Genomic DNA, 20,222 nt, shown 5'->3' on the forward strand with positions numbered 1-20,222 from the left:
GATGACGGTATAACCTGGCCAGAAGGAGGCAATATCAATATGATGCACGGCGACAGCAGGGTGATGGTGGTGGTGTGTTTGGCGACAACCAGTTTACCAGCACCCTGTCTGTCAACTTCCACTTTCCCAGGATCCCGCGAAGAACCGATTTTTTGTGTGGCGAGGGGGGCAGCCCTTGGTGAGAACGGGGCGGGCTGGTTAGAATGAACTGCTCAAATGACGCTGTACAAGGCAGGCAGCGGCTCAACAACGATTCCAACGACGCCAAGGATGAATATGCGCTCACTCGTCATCATGTTTTGTGCCGCCCTGCTCGGGGGCTGTGTTTCCAACTCCGACGACCCTTGCGAGAAGGTGTGGAGCGACGTGGGAGAGGCGGACGGCAAGCTCGGTTTTGCTGGCGATCGGGTGGCTTTTCACCAGACCCAGTGCGGGGAAAAAGTGGACGTTGCCCTTTGGGAGCTGGGTCGCCAGAAGGGGCTGGCCTGGTATTGCCGACCCGAGCATCTCTATCTGGCAGGACGGTCGGGAGAGGAGTATCGCGGCGTCTGTCCCAACGACGTGCAGGCCCGTCGCCTGTTTGAACAGGGTCGCCATGGCTGGACTGATCAATAAATCAGTCTTCCTCTCTCTTCTGAAATATTGCGTGAACCTCTTCGTGAGAAGAGGGACCTACCCTTCTTTATGCTTCAGCCGCAGCGGCTGGCACAGGTAATCCTTGTCATTGGCGCTGCGGGCACACTTGCCACACACGAATTTGGGTTTGCGCACAATCTTGCGCAGCGTCTTGAGATCGGCGGGGATCTCGTGACGGCGCCACTCACACAGCGTCTTGTGACCCATGACGTCCTCGACAGTGAATGCAACGGGTGAGAGGGGCAGGACCCCTCCCGGTGTGGTTACTGGTACAGGTATTTGGTGAAGATGAGCTCGCGGACCGCCTTCTTGCCCGTCTCCTTGACCAGCAGTTCGTTGACCTTGGCCTCACACTCCTTGCGCAGCTCTTCCCGGTTCACCAGGGACTTGATCTGTGCGCCCGTCTTGCTGCCAATCAGCCGGATGATGGCGTCGCGGATCAGGGGGTCGTGCTGCTCCAGCAACTTGAGGTCGGCAGCATCCGTGGCCATCAGCTCTACCGTCACCCGTACATAGCCGAGGGTTTTGCCGTCGCCAAGGTAGTTGGTGATGATGTCCGGATCCAGAGCGTGATAGGCGAATCCCGGCTGGACGGCGGAGGAGGCGGGATCGGTGGCCTCTTCCTCATTGGCGAAGGCCTGTATATTCAAGAGGGTACACCCCAGGGACAGCAGCAGAATTCTGAAGATCTTCATCTGGATGGCTCGGCAGCGACGGATGCCCCATTTTTGATGCTGCCATCGGGGCCGTCAAGCACGGATGTTCTTACAATTCGCCATTGATTTACGGATAATAAACCGGTTTTTAACCTGACAACGGAAATCTCCGGATGGTGAAGCTGTGAAGTCCGAGTTGACTGTTCCCCTCGTCCAGCTCGTCCCGTGGCGGGGGCCTGCAGAGTGCGAACCGCCCGAGGCGCTGCGTCCCTGGTTGCTGGAGGCCGATTCCATGACCCGGCGCCTGCGTCGTTACAATCATCACCTCTCGGTGCAACTGCTCGGCAATCGCGCCGTGTCGCTGACGGTGGACGAGCAGGCGCTGGTGGCGGTGTCGGCCCCCGTGGGCATGTGCCGCGAGGTGATCCTGCACGGTGATGGCGGGCCTGCCATCCTGGGTTGGACCCTGTTTGCCGAAGCGGCCTTGCAGGGGGGCGGTTTGCAGGATCTGGGAGAGCAGCCGCTGGGAGAGCGCATTTTCGGTGATGCACCGGCGCGGCGGGATCACCTGCAACTGGCCTGTTTCGAGATAGCGAGCAATCCCTGGTGTCCGGCCGCTACCGTCTGGGGGCGTCGTTCCCGCCTGTTTCTGGGGCAATGGCCACTGCTGGTCCATGAACTTTTCCTGCCCTCGCTATCGTCTCATTCGTTGCCATCGGATAAGGAGCTGGAGTGAAGCTGTTAACCAAGGAGCGGGGACTGGCCTATGCGCAGTTGGCCCGCATCGACAAGCCCATCGGTACCCTGCTGCTGCTGTGGCCGACCCTGTGGGCGCTCTGTCTGGCGGCTGGTGGCCTGCCTGACCCCTGGATCCTGACCGTGTTCGTGGTGGGCGTCTTCCTGATGCGCTCCGCCGGCTGTGTCATCAATGACTATGCGGATCGCAACTTCGATGGTCATGTGAAACGCACCGCCGGGCGACCGCTGCCCATGGGGCGGGTCGCCGAGCGGGAAGTGCTGGTGCTGTTCGCTGTGCTGGCGCTTCTCTCGTTCGCCCTGGTGCTGACGTTGAACCCGCTCACCATCAGCCTGTCCTTTGCCGGTCTGCTGCTGGCGGTCTGCTACCCCTTCATGAAGCGCTTCATCCCCATCCCCCAGCTGGTGCTCGGCATGGCCTTCTCCTGGTCCATTCCCATGGCCTATGCGGCCCAGGCCAATACCCTGCCGCCGGAAGCCTGGCTGTTGTTTCTTGCCAACCTGCTGTGGACCATTGCCTATGACACCGAGTACGCCATGGTGGACAGGGATGACGACCTCAAGCTCGGCCTGAAATCGAGCGCCATCCTGTTCGGTCGCCACGACAAGCGGATCATCGGCGCGCTGCAACTGGCGACCCTGCTGATCCTGCTGGGGGTCGGGCAGCTGATGGGGTTGGGATCCGGTTATTACTGGGGACTGCTGGGGGCGGCGGCGCTGTTCGTCTACCAGCAGCGACTGATCCGGGAGCGGCAGCGTGAGGCCTGTTTCCAGGCGTTTCTCAACAACAACTATGTGGGGGCGCTGGTGCTGCTCGGGGTGATGGTTCACTACCTCTAACCCGCGCTCCTTCCTTAATGAAAAAAGGCCGCATGATGCGGCCTTTTTGTTGGGTGTCGACGCCTCAGAGCCGGTTGCCCGCCTGGATGGTGCGGCGGATCTTGTTGCTGAGCAGCGGCACTATGTTGTCGGCCAATGCCTGGAAGCGGCCGAGATCCGGTTTGCAGCCCGGATCCAGATAGCCTTCGCTGCGCAGTGTGTGGATCAGGGTGCTGAACAGCTTCTGGTCGAAGAACTCGGGGGCGTTGATGCCGTGCAGGGTGCCGAGGCGCTCCGCCATCATCAGGCCGTCCGCTTCCAGCTGCTCCGCCTCGATGTGGGGCTGGGCCAGCATGCGGGTCAGCACGATGGCGTAGCGCTGCAGGGTCTCCTGGATGCTTTCGGCCAAGAGCAGCAGGCGCATCTGGTTGCCGGGGTTGACCCAGTAGCCGCCGTCGCGGGCCTCGACCAGTTGCTGGCGTAACAGCTCGGCCAGCAGGGCATCGATCAGTTCAGGCAGCTCGTCCTCTTCATAGCGCAGGAAGAGTTCGGTCTTGAGCAGGGGGTAGATGTCGACACAGCGGGCGACGATCTCGCTGCGGGAGATCCCCTCGCACCGCTCGATCAGGGCCGCCACCAGGGAGGGCATGGCGAACAGGTGCAGTATGTTGTTGCGGTAGTAGGTGAGCAGGATCGCCTGATAGCGGTCCAGGCTGATGATCTGGCCCAGCTTGTCCTCGCTCACCTCGAACTTGTTGAGCTCCATCGCCTGCTCCAGCAGGGTCCTGGCGTCCTCGTCCGGCATGGTGCTGTGCGGGCTGTAGGGCACCTGCTTGAGCAGGTCCAGATAGGTGTTGAGCTGGGCCTGGAGTTCGTCCCGGGTCAGGGCGTGGCGCTCGGCGGCCAGCAGGGCCAGGGCACTCAGGGTCAGGCCGTTGACGGCGGCGGCATCGTTGATGCGGGTCATCAGCAGCTCGGCCAACTGGTTGACGGTGGAGGCCATCCACTCGGGACGCTCCTCCTCGCCGATGTGCTCCTTCCAGCTGGGCACGTGCTCGTTGAGGTAATTGTTGAGGGTCAGCGGCTCACCGAAGTTGACGAAGCCGCGGCCATAGTTGCGCAGCTTGCGCAGGATGCCGAGCACCTGCAGGAAGCTCTCCTTCTCCTTGCGGCTCCCCTTGAGTTCGTTGTGGTAGGTGTTAACCTCCATCACGTGCTCGTAGCCGAGGTAGACGGGGACCAGGGTCACCGGCCTGTCCAGCCCGCGCATCATGGCCTGCAGGGTCATGGCCAGCATGCCGGTCTTGGGGGGCAGCAGGCGACCCGTACGCGAACGCCCGCCCTCGGTGAAAAACTCCACCGAGTAGCCCTTGGCGAACAGCAGGTTGAGGTACTCCCGGAATACCGTGCTGTAGAGCGGATTGCCCTTGAAGGTGCGGCGGATGAAGAAGGCGCCGCCGTGGCGGAAGATGGGGCCCGCCGGCCAGAAGTTGAGGTTGATGCCCGCCGCGATGTGGGGCGGCACCATGCCCTGGTGGTAGATGACGTAGGAGAGCAGCAGGTAATCCATGTGGCTGCGATGGCAGGGGACGTAGACGATCTCGTGCCCTTCCTGGGCCAGCTGACGCACCTGCTCTGCTCCGTTGACCGAGAGGCCGCGATAGAGCTTGTTCCACAGCCAGCCGAGGAAACTCTCCCCGAGGCGGATCAACCGATAGGAGAAATTGGAGGCGATCTCGTCCATGTAGCCGTGGGCACGCTTTTGCGCCTTCTCCAGGCTGATCCCTTCCCGTCTGGCCTCCTCCTCGATGGCCTGCTGGATCACGCTCGAATCCAGCAGTTGCTTGAACAGCAGGTTGCGGTTCGGCAGCTTGGGCCCGGTGGCGGCCAGCTGCTGGCGGCTGAAGTGGGTACGGGCCACCCGCGCCAGCTTGTGGGCGATGGCCTCGTCGGTGCCGTGCTTGTCCGCCATGTAGCGCAGGGAGAGGGGCGGGGAGAAGCGCACCAGGTTCTCGCGCCCTTTCAGGATCACGATCAGCGCCTTCTTCAGGCGGTTTGGCGCCAGGCTGCTGATGATGTTCCAGCCGGAGGCCTCCTCGCCTTCCCGGCCCGGGGCGCGGCCCCAGAACAGGGTGACGGGTACTACCTGGATGTCCAGCGCCGGATCCTGCTTGTGCAGGTCCAGCAGCTGGTGGAACTCCTGCAGGAAGGGGAGCGGCTTGTTGCGCGTGCCGAACAGGGGAGGCGGACGGTCCAGACAGACGTAGCGTGGCAGCAGCTGACCGTTCAGCTCCAGCGGCGTGAAGGGGCCGGGCAGGCCGAGATCCTCGCAGCACTGTTGCAGGGTCATCAGGTCGGTGATCGAGCTGGTCTTCAGGGCATAGACGATGGGTCTGGCCGGATCCAGCTTGAGCTCGGTGATGGGGTTTTCCGGCAGGCTCTTGTGATTGACCAAGCCGCTGACCGGCCATTGCAGGATGGCTCTGAATATCTTCTGTCCAAGGGACATGTGCGTCTGCTCTCCAAAAAAATGCGGCGTGAGCATAGCAAATCACCGGCTGCTTGTCGCCGAGAGGTACGATGAGTCGGCACTTCAGAGCAGGGGGAGGGACAAATGTGCGTCGGGTCGCGACAAATGCCAGTTGCGCCTTGCCTTGGCCCCAGCACTGTATATACTGCCAGTGTGCTGTATAAAAAGACAGGTGCCCATGCTATGAAACCCCTTACCCCTCGCCAGGCTGAAGTACTCGAGCTCATCAAGGCGAACATGAACGAGACCGGCATGCCGCCGACTCGCGCCGAGATTGCCCAGAAGCTTGGCTTCAAGTCGGCCAACGCGGCCGAAGAACATCTGAAGGCCCTGGCCAAAAAAGGGGTCATCGAGATCATGCCGGGTACGTCCCGCGGCATTCGTCTGCTGCTCGAAGAAGAGGACGTGCAGCCTGAAGAAAACGGCCTGCCACTGATTGGCAAGGTGGCGGCCGGGGAACCCATCCTGGCCCAGGAACACATCGAGAGCCACTACCAGGTGGATCCCGCCCTGTTCCACCCGCGGGCAGACTTCCTGCTGCGGGTGCAGGGCATGAGCATGAAGAACATCGGCATCATGGACGGGGACCTGCTGGCGGTACACAAGACCCAGGAGGTACGCAACGGCCAGGTCGTGGTGGCACGTCTGGACGAAGACGTCACCGTCAAGCGCTTCCAGCGCAAGGGCAGCCAGGTGTGGCTGCTGCCGGAAAACGAAGAGCTCTCCCCCATCGAGGTGGATCTCGCCAGTCAGCACCTTACCATAGAGGGCCTGGCGGTCGGCGTGATCCGCAACGCCGACTGGATGTAAACATCCGATGCGATGAAGAGGCCTCCTGCGGGAGGCCTCTTCATTTTCATCTGCCGATGGCATCTCCCTCCCCACCTTTTCGCTTCTCCTTCCTGTGCGCACAGTCTCGCCGCACGACATGCATTTCGGATATATCCTTTGATAAGGCCCCTGTCATGGTCGGTGATCAGGGAAGGGGGAGTCGCACCGGGCAGTACGCCATGGCAGGGATGCATGATCGCCGAGTCGGTGCGCAGAAGGGAGAGTCGCCTCAGACTGGGGACTCGTACAGTCAGTACGCTGCCGTGGTTGGTTCGTCGTTGGGGACAAAGAGACCCGTCAGCGTGACCTGTTGAGCAAGGAGGACAGGTATGGCTTCAAGCTCGCCGTGGGATCCGGTGCCGGCCGCAGCGCCCGCATCTTCCATCACCCGATTCATCAAGGGCAGTCGGATGACATGGTTCTATGCGCTCTGGGTCTATCACAAGGGAGATGGTTGGACCATCTGGCTTGGGTGCCCCAAAGACAAGATTGTCCGCCTGGTTCGTCTGTTTCGCCGTCATCACGACATCGGATTGCCGGATGAGCCCTGGACTGCCCCCGTCATCCCGCTGCGCGTCCCCCTGAGACGCGCCCAGCCGCAGCACAGGCTGCGGCCCTGATCCCTCTTCCTGTACAGACAAGAGCCCCGCCAGAGCGGGGCTCTTGTTTTGGCGCTGATGCGGCTGATCCATGGCACAGACGCTTTCCCGCCGGGATGCAAGACTAGCCAGCGGCGGGGGCGGGCGGGTTACAATGACCCCTACCGGTTTTTCTCCCTGGGCTTATAACATAAGCAAGGCTTTGTTTTATATGGTTAAATCACGCTTTTACCTGCTGTTGTTGCTGTTCATCGGCGCCATTGCGGCGGCTTATTACTGGAGTCAGCCCGCGGTGCCGGAACAGGCCGATTACTACCCGGCGGGGCGAGACATCAACCCGTTTACCCTCACGGATGCGGATGCACAGCCCTTTACCCCTGCCAACCTGACGGGACACTGGAGCTTTCTGTTCATCGGCTACACCTACTGCCCGGATGTCTGTCCGACCACGCTGGCGGATCTGCGCAGCGTCTATCCGGCGTTGAAGAAGATAGCCCCCACTAGCCAGGTGGTATTCATCTCGGCGGATCCCCAGCGGGATGACAGCGCCCGCCTGAAGAGCTATACCGCCTTCTTCGAGCCCGAGTTCAAGGCGGCGACAGCACCTCACAGTGCCCTCTTTCCTCTGGTCCGCAATCTGGGGCTGGTCTATTCCATCGTGGAAGGGGATCGCAAGGATTACCTGATAGACCACTCCGCCTCCATCGTGCTGATCAACCCCGAGGGGAAGCTGGTGGCCACCTTCCGACCCAAAGTGGCACCGGGTGAGGTGCCCCACGTGGACATGCAGGCCATGGTGGCCGACTTCGCGCGCATCGTGCGGCTGGTTGGCGAGTGAGCCCGGCGCGCACCATGCTGATTCCCGCCTGGCTGAAGGATCCTCGCCGCCACAGAGCCGTCTTCGCCCTGGCCCTGCCCATGGTGTTCTCCAACGTCACCACGCCCTTGCTGGGGCTGGTGGACACCTGGGTGATCGGTCATCTTGGCCAGGCCTGGTTTCTCGGCGGCGTTTCGGTCGGTGCGACCTTCATCAATCTGCTGTTCTGGTTGCTTGGCTTCCTGCGCATGTCCACCACAGGGCTGACCGCTCAGGCTCAAGGTGCAGCCCATGCCGAAGGGCAGCTCGACACCCTGGCGCGGGCCCTGGGCTTGGCGATCGGACTGGGCATGGCGCTGTTGCTCCTGTTGTTGCCGTTCCTGCCGGCCATCATCGCCCTCGGTGGCGGCTCTTCCGAGGTACAGACCTATGCCGGTCAATATGTGTCGGTGCGGGTCTGGAGCGCCCCGGCGGCCTTGTGCAATCTGGTCATCATGGGGTGGTTGCTGGGCATGCAGGATGCACGCAGTCCCATGCTGCTGCTGATCCTGGGCAATCTCGTCAACATGGTGCTGGATGCCTGGTTCGTGCTGGGATTGGGCTGGCAGGTGAAAGGGGTGGCCGCAGCTTCCCTGCTGGCGGATTACAGCACGCTCGGGGTGGGGTTCTGGCTGGTGAGCCGGCATCTGCGCCGACTTGATCCCGGGGTGTGGCACAACGCCTGGCAGCGCTGGCGCCAGTGGCCGGCCCTGCTGCGGCTGCTCGCCCTGAACCGGGATATTTTCATCCGCTCCCTCTGTCTGCAACTCTGCTTCGTGTTCATGACTCTACAGGGGGCCAGGCTGGGGGATGTGGCGGTGGCCGCCAATGCGGTGCTGCTCAATTTCCTGATGCTGATTTCCTACGGGCTGGATGGATTTGCCTATGCGGTGGAAGCCATGGTAGGGCGCGCCATTGGGCGGCGCGATCGGTCGCTGCTGCGGGAGGCCATCGTCCTCAATCTGGGCTGGGCGCTGCTGATCGCCCTGGCATTCACCCTCTCGTTTGCCCTGGGGGGCCACTGGCTCATCCGTCACATTACCGACATACCGGCGGTGATCGCCGAGGCGCAACGTCAGCTCCCCTGGCTGGTGGCCATGCCGCTGCTGGCGGTCTGGTGCTTCCTGCTGGACGGGGTCTTTATCGGCGCCACCCGGGCCCGGGAGATGCGCAACAGCATGCTGGTGGCGGTGTTTGCCGGCTTCTTTCCCATCTGGTGGCTCTGCCAGGGATGGGGTGTGGCGGCCCTGTGGGCCGCCATGAGTGCCCTGATGGCAGGTCGTGGCCTGACGCTGGGCTGGCTCTGCTGGCGACTGGAGCGTGATGGACGGCTGCTGGCGGGGCAGGGGACGGCGCAGTCAGTCTGAATTCTGGCCGCCTTGCCAATATCGTCAGCGGTCAGAGCGAGCCTGAATAGTCGAACTGTCGCCAGCTCTCGTAGACGAACACCGCGACGGCGTTGGCCAGATTCATGCTGCGGCTCTGGGGCAGCATGGGAATGCGCAGCCGCTGCTCGAATGGCAGGCTCTCGATGATCTCCATGGGCAGGCCTCGGCTCTCGGGCCCGAACAGCAGGGCGTCACCGGGGGCAAACCGGGCCGCCGAGTGGGCGGTGCGTCCCTTGGTGGTGCAGGCAAAGACCCGTTGGGGGGCGACGGCCGCCAGAAACGCCTCATAGTCAGGCCAGCGCTTGACGTCGGCAAACTCGTGATAGTCGAGCCCGGCCCGCTTGACCCGTTTGTCATCCCACTCGAACCCCAGGGGCTCTATCAGGTGTAACCGGTAGCCGGTATTGGCGCAGAGGCGAATGATGTTGCCGGTGTTGGGGGGGATTTCCGGTTGGTAGAGCACGATATCGAGCATGGAAGGATCCTGGGCTGGTGCGAAACGGGCGCCAGCATACCCAGCACCCGTGCCGATGAAAAGGGGGAGGTCAGGGCATGGGCAGGCGGATGGTGATGACCAGTCCGGTCGGCTGATTGCTGCTGGCCCGGATGGTCCCCCCATGACGTTGGATCGCCTCGGCGGCGATGGCAAGGCCGAGACCAGTGCCCCCGGTCTTGGCGTTGCGGGCATCGTCCACCCGAAAGAAGGGCAGGAACAACCGGGGCTGCTGCTCCACCGGCACGCCAGGGCCGTCATCCCGTATGGTCATCACCCATTCCCGTCCCTCCCGGTACCAGTCCACCTTGATGAACTCGCGGGCATACTTGAGGGCGTTGCGCAGGGGATTTTCCAGGGCGCGGGCCAACAGTTCCGGCCACATGGTGAGGGATTCGGCGGGCAGGGAAGGGAGCCTGAGCTGTTTGCCGTTCTGGTTTGCCTCGAACATGGCATCGTCCAGGATGGGCTCCAGCAGCTCCGCCAGGGGCAGCGTCACCGGCGCCTCCACATGTTGCTGCACCCGCGACAGATCCAGCAGATCCCCTATCAGCTTGTCGAGCCGGGCTATCTCCCCTTCGATGCGCGCCAGCTCGGCGCTGTCCCCCTGCTTGCGGCGGATCAGCGCCTGTGCGAGCTGGATGCGGGTCAGGGGGCTGCGCAGCTCGTGGGAGATGTCGGAGAGCAACTGCTTCTGCTTCTGGATCATGTCCTTGAGGGTATCGACCATGCGACTGACATGTTCGGCCAGCTGGCCTATCTCGTCGCGCCGCCCCAGGTTGGGGATCTGTATTTCCAGGTTGCCCTGGGCGAGTTGGGAGACCGACTGCTGCAACTGCAGTATGGGGCGGGTCAGGCGCCAGGCGAGCAACAGACAGAGCGGGGTGCTGACCAGCATGGCGATGCCCAGGATCTGGATGGGGTGATCCAGGATCTGGATGAAGAGGAACAGGTAGGAGTTTTCGACGTTCAGACCGAAATAGACGTGATAGGTCTGGCCGTGATGGACCATCTGGAAGGGGCCGGCGATGGCGCGCTGGTGTTCGCTGCCCAGCATGGGCTTGGCCGGGTTGTCCGAGTCGAGCATGAAACGGATCACGAACTTGCTCAGCCGGGTGCTGGACTGCATCTGCCCCTTGGCATCGCGTAGATAGATGTTGTCCACCGGCAAAAGGCCCGCGGCATCGATGGCCTTGGCCAGATCGAAATCCTGCTCGGGATCCGCGCCCCGTTGCAGCGCCGCCAGGTTGTTGTTGAGACGGGTAATCTCGTGGGCCGGCAGCGGGATGATGTTGCGGGGGTCCAGGGTGGGTAGGATTACCACCGCGGCCACGACCAGCAGCAGGATGAACCAGAACCAGAGGAAGATCTGGGTGGAAAGGCCGTTGAAGGTGCGGGCCGATTTCATGCCTGCTCCAGCCACAGGTAGCCTCGTCCCCGCACTGTCTTGAAGCGGGGCTGGCCGTCAGCCCGCTCCGGCAGCTTCTTGCGCAGGTTGCTCAGGTGCATGTCGATGGCCCGATCGAAGGGTTCGAGCTTCTTGCCCAGCACCTGCTCGGAGAGCAGGCCCTTGCTGACGATCTGGCCCGGATTGCGCAGCAGGCACTCCAGCAGGCCGAACTCGGTGGCGGTGAGTTCCAGCAACTGATCGTCGCAGCGAGCCTGTTGTAGGCCGGGCTGCAGCACCAGATCCATGAAGCGCACCTCTTCCGAGCTGCCGCCGCGCTGGGGAGCCTGGCTCTGGGTTCGACGCAGGATGGCGCGCACCCGGGCCAGCAGCTCCCTGTCGTCGAACGGCTTGGCGAGATAGTCGTCGGCACCGGCCTCCAGCCCGTTGACCCGATCCTGGCTGTCGCCACGGGCGGTCAGCATCAACACCGGGGTGTCGTGGGTCTTGCGCAGCCGGGTCAGCATCGCGAAACCGTTGAGTCTGGGCATCATGACGTCCAGCAGCACCAGGTCGAAAGCCTGTTCTGCCAGTCGCTGCAATCCCTCTTCCCCATCCTCGGCGACGGTGACCTCAAACCCCTCCAGGGTCAGGATTTCGGTGAGCAGCTGGGTCAGTTCGAGATCGTCGTCGACCAGGAGTATTTTGTTCATCTGGGAGTCACTCTGTTGATTTTGCACGCCAAACTGACGTCCGGGTCAGGGTATAATAAGTTTTTACGCGTCGGAGGAAAGCCGGTTTTGAGCCACCAACACTATTCCCGCTGGGTCACCCTGGCCAGCATGGCCGCTGTGACCACCGCCACCCTGCTCATCCTGGGCAAACTGATCGCCTGGCTGATGACGGATTCATCCAGCCTGCTGGCATCCCTGACCGATTCCTTCATGGACATCAGCGCCTCTCTCATCAATCTGCTGGCCATCCGTTATGCACTGGCCCCTGCCGACGAAGAGCATCGCTTCGGCCACGGCAAGGCGGAGTCCCTGGCGGGTCTGGTGCAGTCGGCCTTCATCTCGGGGTCCGCCCTGCTGCTGGTGATGCACGGCATCTCGTCGATGCTGAATCAGGTGCCCGTGGTGCGCCTGGAGGCGGGGATCTGGGTCAGCGTCGGCTCCATCGTGCTGACCCTGTTGCTGGTGAGCTTCCAGGGCTTTGTCATCCGCAAGACTAACAGTGTGGCCATCAAGGCCGACATGCTGCACTACCGTTCCGACCTGCTGCTCAATGGCGGCGTGCTGGTAGCACTGGTGCTGGCGGGGCAGGGGTGGTACTGGGCCGACGGCCTGTTTGCCATTCTGATCGGTCTGTTCCTGGTGTGGGGGGCCGTCCATATCGGTTACGAATCGGTGCAGGCCCTGCTCGATCGTCAGTTGCCAGAGGAGGAACAAGCGAGAATAATGGCCCTCTGCTGTGCCGTAGAGGGGGTGCATGGCGTACATGACCTGCGTACCCGCCAATCCGGGCCGACCCGTTTCGTGCAGTTGCATCTGGAACTCGATGATCAACTGCCTCTGGTCAGGGCCCATCAGATAGCCGACGAGGCTGAACTGGCCGTCCGCCAGGCCTTCGAGCGGATGGATGTGATCATTCACATGGACCCCATCTCGGTGCTGACAAAAGAACGACAAAGCACTCACCCTGAACAACAGTAGGCTGTAACATGGATGATCTGGTTGCCAGAACCTGGCAAAAAATTCAGCAGGAAGCGCAGAGCATGGCGGCCCAGGAGCCCATGCTGGCCAGCTTCTTTCATTCCACCATTCTCAATCACCGGGATTTGCGCTCGGCGCTGAGCTTCCAGCTCGCCAACAAGCTCGACAGCACCACCATGCCTGCCATCGCCTTGCGGGAAGTGATCGAGCTGGCCCTGCGCAGCGAACCCGAGCTGCTGGCCGCAGTGGCCGCCGACATCTGCGCGGTGCAGGATCGCGACCCGGCGGTCGACCTCTTCTCCACCCCGCTGCTCTACCTCAAGGGATTCCATGCTCTTCAGGGGTATCGGGTGGCCAACTGGCTGTGGCGTCAGGGACGCCGTGCCCTGGCGCTCTATCTGCAAAACCAGATCTCCGTGGTGTTCGGCGTGGATGTACACCCGGCCGCCCGCATCGGCAAGGGCATCATGTTTGACCATGCCACCGGTATCGTGGTCGGCGAAACCGCCGTCATCGAGAACGACGTCTCCATCCTTCAGAGTGTGACTCTGGGAGGGACCGGCAAGGAGAGTGGTGATCGTCACCCCAAAATCCGGGAAGGGGTGATGATAGGGGCGGGGGCCAAGGTCCTCGGCAACATCGAGGTGGGCGTCGGCGCCAAGATCGGTGCCGGCAGCGTGGTGATCAACCCGGTGCCGCCTCACACCACGGTCGCTGGCGTGCCCGCCAGGATTGTGGGCCGCCCCGAGTGCGACAAACCTTCCCTGGACATGGATCAGTGCCTCTGATCCCCTGACCGAGGCCGTTGTATGGTCAAGCGCTGGTCAGGCTTTCTGATCCTGGGGATGTGGCTGCTCAACCTGCTGCACCTCTATCTGGACTTCTCCCCCTGGCCCGCCGCCATCGCGGCCTGGGCCGCCTCCCTGCTCACCTGGCCCTGGCTGGTGGGGGCCGCACGGCGCCAGGCGCTGGCCCTCTACGGCGCGGCGCTCCTGCTGCTGCTCTTTTCCTGGTGGCGGGGGGCCAGCCTCAGCCCAGGTGACTGGCTCTTGCCGAACATCAACATGCTGACCATGTTTGCCGCAGTGAGCACCCTCAATCTGGCTACCTCCGGCCTCTTGACCGGCACCGCCTCCTGGTCCGGTCGCAAGGGGCTGTGGAGCACCATGGCCAGCCTCAATCTGCTGGGGGCCGTCATCAATCTTTCGGTGCTCTTCATCATCGGCGATCGGCTGGAGCGCAACGGGACGCTGGAGCGGCGTCAGGTCATGGTGCTGAGCCGGATCTTCTGTGCTGCTGCGTTTTGGTCCCCCTTCTTCGTCGCCATGGCGGTGGCCCTCACCTATGCACCGGGTCTGCAACTGGGCAGCATACTGCCTTTTGGCATACTGGCGGCCTTGCTGGCCATGGGGCTGACGGCCTGGCAGGTAGAGCGACTCGGTGTGGAGACCTTTGAAGGTTATCCGCTGCGGCTCCAGACCCTGGGGCTACCGGTGACCCTGGCACTGCTGGTGCTGGTGATCCACCGTTTCTGGCCCGGACTCAGCATTCTGGCGGTGATCGCCCTGGTGGCGCCCTTGCTGGCCTTGCTGTTCATGCCGCAAGCGGGGCGAGGGGCTGCTCTCAAGCGCCAGGTGGTGGAGCGCTTCCCGGCCATCGGTGGCCAGCTTGTGCTGTTTCTGGGGGCCGGCCTGCTGGCGGCTGGCATCAACAGCGCGCTGTCAGTACTGGATTTTGGCAGTGGCCACGGCCTGCCGCTGTTCAACCACTTCGGCTGGCTGGAAGCCTGCCTGACCCTGCTGCTGATCTTCCTGGTGGCCATAGTGGGCGTGCATCCTCTCATCAGCATCTCGGGGGTGGCGCCGCTGCTCTGGCCGCTGGCACCGGATCCCAGCCTGCTTGGCATGTGCTTCCTCATGGGGTGGGGGCTGGCGACCGGGACGAGCCCGCTTTCCGGCTCCAATCTGGCGCTGGCGTCCCGCTACAACCTGAGCGCCGGGCTGCTGCTGCGCTGGAACCTGCTCTACGGCCTGTTGATGTACGCCGTGGCCTGTCTGATGATGGGGGGCTTCATCGCCTTGCATGGCTGATGGTGGCATCGGCAGGAGGGCGGGTTATGCCACGGCGGACACCCGGGATCGAGGTTCCTGCTGCCTGCGAGAAAAACCGACGCATATTTAAGCAATACCGGGCCGCAGGGCGCATTTTGCAACGTGCTGGCTTGTTTGTGCCGAGCGCATCAGGGTATGCTGGCTCCACGCGCTTGAATCGCCCTCTGTGGGGCATCGCAATTGAACATACAGGTATGCATATGTCACTAGAAGTCCTTGAGCAACTCGAATCCAAAGTACAATCCGCCGTCGACAACATCTCCTTGCTGAAGATGGAGCTGGACGAGCTGAAAGAGCAGAACAGCAAGCTGCAAGACGAAAACCACCAACTGCGCAACGAGCACGTTGCCTGGCAAGAGCGTCTGCGTGCCCTGCTGGGCAAGATGGACCAGATGGGCGATGCCATCTGAACCCGTCTAGACTGACCGGAATGAAAGCGGGCCGCTCCTTGAGCGGCCCGCTTGTTTTGGTCTGCCGGGCAATCAGAGTGCCAGCAGCTGTTTGACGGTCTTCTCGATGCCGTCCGCCGCCTCCACAATATTGTTGGCCAGCATGTAGGCAGGAGTGGAGATGACCTTGCGCTCCTGATCCACCACGAATTCGCTCACCGGGCAGTCGAGATGACTGCCACCCATGGCTTCGATGGCGTTGGCGGCGCCCTCGTCGTTGCCAATGGTGGCCAGGGTGCCGGCGCCATAGATGAGCGGGATCATGGCCGGTGCGATGCAGATGTAGGCGGCCGGTTTGCCTGCTCTGGCAAAGCTCTGGCAGGCCTTCAGCACATCCGGCTGGATACGGCACTCTGCTCCCTTGATGGCGAAGTCACACAGGTTCTTGGCGGCGCCGAAGCCGCCCGGCACCAGCAGGGCGTCGAAGTCGGCTGCATCCAGTTCAGCCACATCCCTGATCTGGCCGCGGCAGATGCGGGCCGCCTCGACCAGCACGTTGCGGCTCTCTCCCTCGCTGACCTCGCCGGTCAGGTGATTGATGACATGAAGCTGAGGGACATTGGGGGCGAAGCATTGAACGGATGCTCCCTGACGGGCCAGCGCCAGCAGGCTGATGACGGCCTCGTGGATTTCGGCGCCGTCAAACACGCCACAACCACTCAAGATCACGGCCACTTTTTTCATGACAGACTCCTCGTTGTTGAAAATGTGAGCCAGGGTAGATTGTTGTACTTTTGTATGGTTATCGTTCGACCTCCGCTGGTCAAGTCATCTCCCTGTGCTAGGATTGTTTCGTTTTGGATCCTGCCTCAGTACCCCCCTTGAATTTTTTTCCACATTGATCGAGATCATGATACGTGCGTCATGTTGAGTTTTCATGTTCTCAACGCAATGTTTTAAAAGATATTTTTTGTTTTAATCCACAGCTTTGTCACGGCCGTGATGCAATGGTGCCATTTTTGAGCACAGAGTTATCCACAGCAATATGCCCCACCGGTGCGCCGGGGTGATGGTGGGAGTCCCCTTGGTGTGGTGCGGGCCCTGTGGCATCCTAGCGGCTGTTTATTCTTGGCAGGACGATTTTCATGGCCTCTAGCAATCCTCTTATTCTGGTCGACGGCTCTTCATATCTTTACCGCGCCTTCTTTGCCTCGCAGCAGGCCGATCTGCGCACCTCGACCGGCTTGCCTAGCGGCGCCGTCCGTGTCATGGCCAACATGATGCGCAGCCTTCGCAAGCAGTACCCCGACTGCCACGTGGCCGTGGTGTTCGACGCCAAGGGCAAGACCTTCCGTGACGACATCTATCCCGAATACAAGGCAACACGCGCCAGCATGCCGGACGATCTGCGCAGCCAGGTCGCCCCTATCCACCAGATGATCAAGGCAATGGGTTTCCCCTTCCTGATGGTCGAAGGGGTGGAGGCCGACGACGTGATCGGCACCCTGGCCCGTCAGGCGACCGAGAAACAGCTGCCTGTGCTCATCAGCACCGGCGACAAGGACATGGCGCAGCTGGTCTCCGACCATGTCACCCTGATCGACACCATGAAGGATGTGAAGACCGATCGGGAAGGGGTGATCGAGAAGTTCGGCGTACCGCCCGAGCTCATCATCGATTACCTGGCGCTGATGGGGGACAAGGTGGACAACATTCCCGGCATGACAGGTGTCGGCGAGAAGACCGCACTGGCCCTGTTGCAGGGGATAGGCAGCATCGACGAGATTGCCGCCAACCTCGACAAGGTGGCGGCGCTCGGCTTCCGCGGCTCCAAGGCGTTCGCCGACAAGTTCCGCGAGCAGGAAGAGCAGGTGCGCCTCTCCTATGTGCTGGCGACCATCAAGACCGACGTGGCGCTGGAACAGAGTCTGGAAGAGTTGCAGCTTGGCCCCATCGACAGGGAGGCTTTGCTGGCGGTCTACCGCGAGTACGAGCTGCGCAACCTGATCAAAGAACTGGAGTCTGGTGGCGAGGAGAGCGAAGCCGCAGGTGATGAGGAAGGCGGCGCCCCGGCAGCCGCCATCGAAACCGACTATCGCTGCATCCTGGATGAGGCCGAATTCGATGAGTGGCTGGCACGGTTGCAGGCGGCGCCGCTGTTTGCCTTCGACACCGAGACCACCAGTCTCGACTATATGGAGGCGCGCGTCGTTGGCGTCTCCTTTGCCATCGAGCCGGGCAAGGCGGCCTACGTGCCCTTCGGCCACGACTATCTGGGGGCGCCGGTACAGCTGACCGAGGCCGTGGTGCTGGGCAAGCTCAAACCGCTGCTGGAAGATCCGACCCGTCTCAAGGTGGGGCAGAACCTCAAGTACGATCGCAACGTGCTGCTCAACCACGGTATCGAGCTGCAGGGCATCGCCTACGACACCATGCTCGAGTCCTATGTGCTCAACTCCACTGCCAGCCGCCACGACATGGATTCCCTGGCTCGCAGGTATCTGAACGTCGAAACCATCTCGTTCGAGGACATTGCTGGCAAGGGGGTCAAGCAGCTCACCTTCAACCAGATCGAACTGGAGCTGGCGGCTCCCTACGCGGCGGAAGATGCCGACATCACCCTGCGTCTGCATCAGGCGCTGTGGGGCAAGCTCTCTGCCGAGCCGGGCCTTGCCAAGGTATTCAGCGAGATCGAACTGCCGCTGCTGCCGGTGCTGGCGCGGATGGAACGACTCGGTACCACCATCGAGCCCAAGCTGTTGCATCAGCAGAGCCAGGAGATCGAAGTGCGTCTGGCAGAGCTGGAGAAGCAGGCCCATGAGCTGGCCGGGCAGGAGTTCAACCTCTCCTCGCCCAAGCAGCTTGGGGAGATCCTCTTCACCAAGCTGGGGCTGCCGATCATCAAAAAGACCCCCAAGGGAGCGCCATCCACTGCGGAAGAGGTGCTGGCCGAGCTGGCGGAGACCTATGATCTGCCGCGTCTGCTGATGGAGCACCGTGGCCTGGCCAAGCTCAAGTCCACCTACACCGACAAGCTGCCGCTGATGATCAAGCCGCAGACCGGGCGGGTGCACACCTCCTATCACCAGGCGGTGGCGGCGACCGGTCGACTCTCGTCAACCGACCCCAACCTGCAGAACATTCCGGTGCGCAACGAACAGGGGCGCCGCATTCGGCAGGCCTTCATTCCGTGCGCCGGTTACAAGCTGGTGGCGGCGGATTACTCCCAGATCGAGCTGCGCATCATGGCCCACCTCTCCGGTGACAAGGGGCTGCTGACCGCCTTTGCCGAGGGCAAGGACATCCACAAGGCGACCGCCGCCGAGGTATTCTGCGTCGCGCTCGATGCGGTGACCAGCGACATGCGTCGCAGCGCCAAGGCGATCAACTTCGGTCTCATCTACGGCATGAGCGCCTTCGGTCTGGCCAAGCAGCTGGGTATCGGTCGCGCCGAAGCGCAGAAGTACATGGATCTCTACTTCGAGCGCTACCCGGGGGTGCTGGAGTACATGGAGCGCACTCGCCAGCAGGCGGAGGCCCAGGGTTATGTCGAAACCCTGTTTGGTCGCCGCCTCTATCTGCCGGACATCAAGTCCCGTAACGCCGGTCTGCGTAAAGCTGCCGAACGGGCCGCCATCAACGCCCCCATGCAGGGTACGGCCGCCGACATCATCAAGCGCGCCATGATCAACGTGGATGACTGGATCCGTGGGATTGAAGACGAGTCGATCCGCATGCTGATGCAGGTACACGATGAACTGGTGTTCGAGATCCGCGAAGAGAAGCTGGAAGAGTACATCGGCCTCATCAAGGAGAAGATGTCGGGTGCGGCCGAACTGTATGTGCCGCTGGTGGTGGAAGCGGGCACCGGTGACAACTGGGATCAGGCCCACTGATCCTGCCTGATGGTCACATAGCTATATAAGAAGAGAAGCCCGACATGATGCCGAGCTTCCTGTTTGTGGCTGCAGGGTCAGGCCTCTTGCAGGTATTCATCCTTGAGCAGCACATAGTTGTCGGCCGAGGTCTTGAGGAAGGCGATCTCGGCCGGCTTGAGAGGGCGGGCCTGCTTGACGGGATTGCCCATATAAAGAAAGCCGGCCTCGAGCCGCTTGCCTGGTGGCACCAGGCTGCCCGCCCCGATCATCACATCGTCTTCAACGATCACCCCATCCAGCAGGATGGCACCCATGCCGACCAGCACCCGGTCGCCTATGGTGCAACCGTGCAGCATGGCTTTATGACCGACCGTGACATCCTCACCTATCAGCAGCGGATAGCCGCCGGGGTTGCTGGCACTCTTGCGGGTCAGGTGCAGCACTGTGCCGTCCTGAATGTTGCTGCGCGCACCGATGCGGATATGGTTGACGTCCCCTCTGGCGCCCACCATGGGCCAGATGCTGGCATCGTCACCCAGCTGGATATCCCCCACTAGGGTGGCGCAGGGATCCACATATACCCGTTTGCCCAGTTGCGGGCGTTTTCCCTTGTAAGGTCTCAGTCGCAAGTCCATCTTGGCCTCCTTGTTTTCGGCCATTCTAGCAAGACGACACCGGTTTCTGTGGATAAGTTTGTATAAAAGCTGTGTTTGGATATGAATAACTAAAAAAGTGCCGATTTTTACAATTTTATTGCAGAGGAGGGGTTGCCAGAACGAATTAGCTCCCTATAATGCGCCTCCATCGACAGGGCAAGCGGCAACGCAAACAAGCCGGTCGGTAGCCTAGAAAAGCCTTTGAAAATAAGGCTTGACTCGAGAAGGCGGTTGAGTAGAATGCCACTCCCGCAGCAGCAGCAAAAGCTGCGTCGCTCTTTAACAATTTGAATCAAGCAATCTGTGTGGGCACTCACAGCATCGAGCATCAAAAACAATTTTTGATATCAATGTCTGATGAAGTGACCAAAGCAACGAAAGTTGCAGCAGTTAATTCAGCAATTCATTGAGCCGCCTTAATTGGCAACCAAACTTAAATTGAAGAGTTTGATCATGGCTCAGATTGAACGCTGGCGGCAGGCCTAACACATGCAAGTCGAGCGGCAGCGGGAAAGTAGCTTGCTA

General features: G+C 61.6%; 20 protein-coding genes. 12 read left to right on the forward strand and 8 right to left on the reverse strand.

What is annotated here, in order from left to right; translation table 11 throughout:
• The first annotated feature begins 276 nt into the window (after positions 1 to 276).
• The gene (locus MUW49_RS17260) at positions 277 to 615 is read left to right on the forward strand and encodes a DUF2799 domain-containing protein (protein ID WP_010672438.1); all 339 of its coding nucleotides are present in this window, start codon (positions 277 to 279) and stop codon (positions 613 to 615) included.
• A gap of 57 nt (positions 616 to 672) precedes the next feature.
• Here MUW49_RS17260 and MUW49_RS17265 read toward each other — a convergent pair whose 3' ends face one another.
• On the reverse strand, positions 673 to 843 hold the full coding sequence (locus MUW49_RS17265; RefSeq protein WP_010672439.1) for a hypothetical protein: 171 nt from the start codon (positions 841 to 843) through the stop codon (positions 673 to 675).
• Between the two features lie 56 nt (positions 844 to 899).
• Entirely contained in the window at positions 900 to 1,331 is a 432-nt protein-coding gene (locus MUW49_RS17270; RefSeq protein WP_045522520.1) for a flagellar basal body-associated FliL family protein, read from the reverse strand.
• A gap of 145 nt (positions 1,332 to 1,476) precedes the next feature.
• Between MUW49_RS17270 and MUW49_RS17275 the strand changes: the two genes are divergently transcribed.
• Entirely contained in the window at positions 1,477 to 2,028 is a 552-nt protein-coding gene (locus MUW49_RS17275) for a chorismate lyase (protein ID WP_244813016.1), read from the forward strand.
• On the forward strand, positions 2,025 to 2,888 hold the full coding sequence (gene ubiA, locus MUW49_RS17280) for a 4-hydroxybenzoate octaprenyltransferase (RefSeq protein WP_039041141.1): 864 nt from the start codon (positions 2,025 to 2,027) through the stop codon (positions 2,886 to 2,888). The genes MUW49_RS17275 and ubiA overlap by 4 nt, the downstream gene beginning before the upstream one ends.
• Positions 2,889 to 2,952: 64 nt before the next feature.
• Here ubiA and plsB read toward each other — a convergent pair whose 3' ends face one another.
• Positions 2,953 to 5,376, reverse strand: a complete 2,424-nt coding sequence (gene plsB / locus MUW49_RS17285; RefSeq protein WP_244813017.1) for a glycerol-3-phosphate 1-O-acyltransferase PlsB — start codon at positions 5,374 to 5,376, stop codon at positions 2,953 to 2,955.
• 204 nt (positions 5,377 to 5,580) lie between these two features.
• Here plsB and lexA point away from each other — a divergent pair, with 204 nt between their 5' ends.
• From lexA to dinF, 4 genes are all read left to right on the forward strand, one after another.
• On the forward strand, positions 5,581 to 6,207 hold the full coding sequence (gene lexA / locus MUW49_RS17290) for a transcriptional repressor LexA (protein ID WP_010672444.1): 627 nt from the start codon (positions 5,581 to 5,583) through the stop codon (positions 6,205 to 6,207).
• 350 nt (positions 6,208 to 6,557) lie between these two features.
• Positions 6,558 to 6,848: a hypothetical protein gene (locus MUW49_RS17295; RefSeq protein ID WP_010672445.1), complete on the forward strand. Its 291-nt coding sequence runs from the start codon at positions 6,558 to 6,560 to the stop codon at positions 6,846 to 6,848.
• A gap of 190 nt (positions 6,849 to 7,038) precedes the next feature.
• Positions 7,039 to 7,665 carry an SCO family protein gene (locus MUW49_RS17300; protein WP_244813018.1) on the forward strand — a complete coding sequence of 209 codons (627 nt, stop codon included), beginning with the start codon at positions 7,039 to 7,041 and terminating at the stop codon, positions 7,663 to 7,665.
• A 14-nt stretch (positions 7,666 to 7,679) separates the two neighbouring features.
• Positions 7,680 to 9,050, forward strand: coding sequence for an MATE family efflux transporter DinF (gene dinF / locus MUW49_RS17305; RefSeq protein WP_244813019.1), 1,371 nt, complete (start codon positions 7,680 to 7,682; stop codon positions 9,048 to 9,050).
• Between the two features lie 31 nt (positions 9,051 to 9,081).
• Here the strand turns inward: dinF and trmL are convergent, their stop codons facing one another.
• The 3 genes from trmL to MUW49_RS17320 all read right to left on the reverse strand — a co-directional run bounded on the left by trmL (position 9,082) and on the right by MUW49_RS17320 (position 11,664).
• The gene (gene trmL, locus MUW49_RS17310) at positions 9,082 to 9,546 is read right to left on the reverse strand and encodes a tRNA (uridine(34)/cytosine(34)/5-carboxymethylaminomethyluridine(34)-2'-O)-methyltransferase TrmL (protein ID WP_039041146.1); all 465 of its coding nucleotides are present in this window, start codon (positions 9,544 to 9,546) and stop codon (positions 9,082 to 9,084) included.
• Between the two features lie 70 nt (positions 9,547 to 9,616).
• Positions 9,617 to 10,972 carry an ATP-binding protein gene (locus tag MUW49_RS17315; protein WP_039041147.1) on the reverse strand — a complete coding sequence of 452 codons (1,356 nt, stop codon included), beginning with the start codon at positions 10,970 to 10,972 and terminating at the stop codon, positions 9,617 to 9,619.
• Complete coding sequence (locus tag MUW49_RS17320; RefSeq protein ID WP_010672450.1) at positions 10,969 to 11,664, reverse strand: response regulator; 696 nt, start codon at positions 11,662 to 11,664, stop codon at positions 10,969 to 10,971. The genes MUW49_RS17315 and MUW49_RS17320 overlap by 4 nt, the downstream gene beginning before the upstream one ends.
• 87 nt (positions 11,665 to 11,751) lie before the next feature.
• Here MUW49_RS17320 and MUW49_RS17325 point away from each other — a divergent pair, with 87 nt between their 5' ends.
• The 4 genes from MUW49_RS17325 to MUW49_RS17340 all read left to right on the forward strand — a co-directional run bounded on the left by MUW49_RS17325 (position 11,752) and on the right by MUW49_RS17340 (position 15,184).
• The gene (locus MUW49_RS17325; protein ID WP_043155671.1) at positions 11,752 to 12,663 is read left to right on the forward strand and encodes a cation diffusion facilitator family transporter; all 912 of its coding nucleotides are present in this window, start codon (positions 11,752 to 11,754) and stop codon (positions 12,661 to 12,663) included.
• Positions 12,664 to 12,671: 8 nt separating this feature from the next.
• Positions 12,672 to 13,451, forward strand: a complete 780-nt coding sequence (cysE, locus tag MUW49_RS17330; RefSeq protein WP_010672452.1) for a serine O-acetyltransferase — start codon at positions 12,672 to 12,674, stop codon at positions 13,449 to 13,451.
• 21 nt (positions 13,452 to 13,472) lie between these two features.
• Positions 13,473 to 14,753 (forward strand): hypothetical protein, encoded by a 1,281-nt coding sequence (locus MUW49_RS17335; RefSeq protein ID WP_010672453.1) that lies wholly within the window; start codon positions 13,473 to 13,475, stop codon positions 14,751 to 14,753.
• A gap of 221 nt (positions 14,754 to 14,974) precedes the next feature.
• Positions 14,975 to 15,184 (forward strand): cell division protein ZapB, encoded by a 210-nt coding sequence (locus tag MUW49_RS17340; RefSeq protein WP_010672454.1) that lies wholly within the window; start codon positions 14,975 to 14,977, stop codon positions 15,182 to 15,184.
• Positions 15,185 to 15,256: 72 nt separating this feature from the next.
• Here the strand turns inward: MUW49_RS17340 and elbB are convergent, their stop codons facing one another.
• The gene (gene elbB, locus MUW49_RS17345; protein ID WP_042878992.1) at positions 15,257 to 15,907 is read right to left on the reverse strand and encodes an isoprenoid biosynthesis glyoxalase ElbB; all 651 of its coding nucleotides are present in this window, start codon (positions 15,905 to 15,907) and stop codon (positions 15,257 to 15,259) included.
• A 401-nt stretch (positions 15,908 to 16,308) separates the two neighbouring features.
• Here elbB and polA point away from each other — a divergent pair, with 401 nt between their 5' ends.
• Positions 16,309 to 19,059: a DNA polymerase I gene (gene polA / locus MUW49_RS17350; protein WP_223945946.1), complete on the forward strand. Its 2,751-nt coding sequence runs from the start codon at positions 16,309 to 16,311 to the stop codon at positions 19,057 to 19,059.
• 77 nt (positions 19,060 to 19,136) lie between these two features.
• Here the strand turns inward: polA and MUW49_RS17355 are convergent, their stop codons facing one another.
• Positions 19,137 to 19,676: a gamma carbonic anhydrase family protein gene (locus tag MUW49_RS17355; protein WP_223945944.1), complete on the reverse strand. Its 540-nt coding sequence runs from the start codon at positions 19,674 to 19,676 to the stop codon at positions 19,137 to 19,139.
• Between the last annotated feature and the right edge of the window lie 546 nt (positions 19,677 to 20,222).

This window comes from Aeromonas sp. LsrichE-8G (genome assembly GCF_022869435.1).
In the GTDB taxonomy this organism is placed as follows: Bacteria; Pseudomonadota; Gammaproteobacteria; order Enterobacterales; family Aeromonadaceae; genus Aeromonas; species Aeromonas caviae.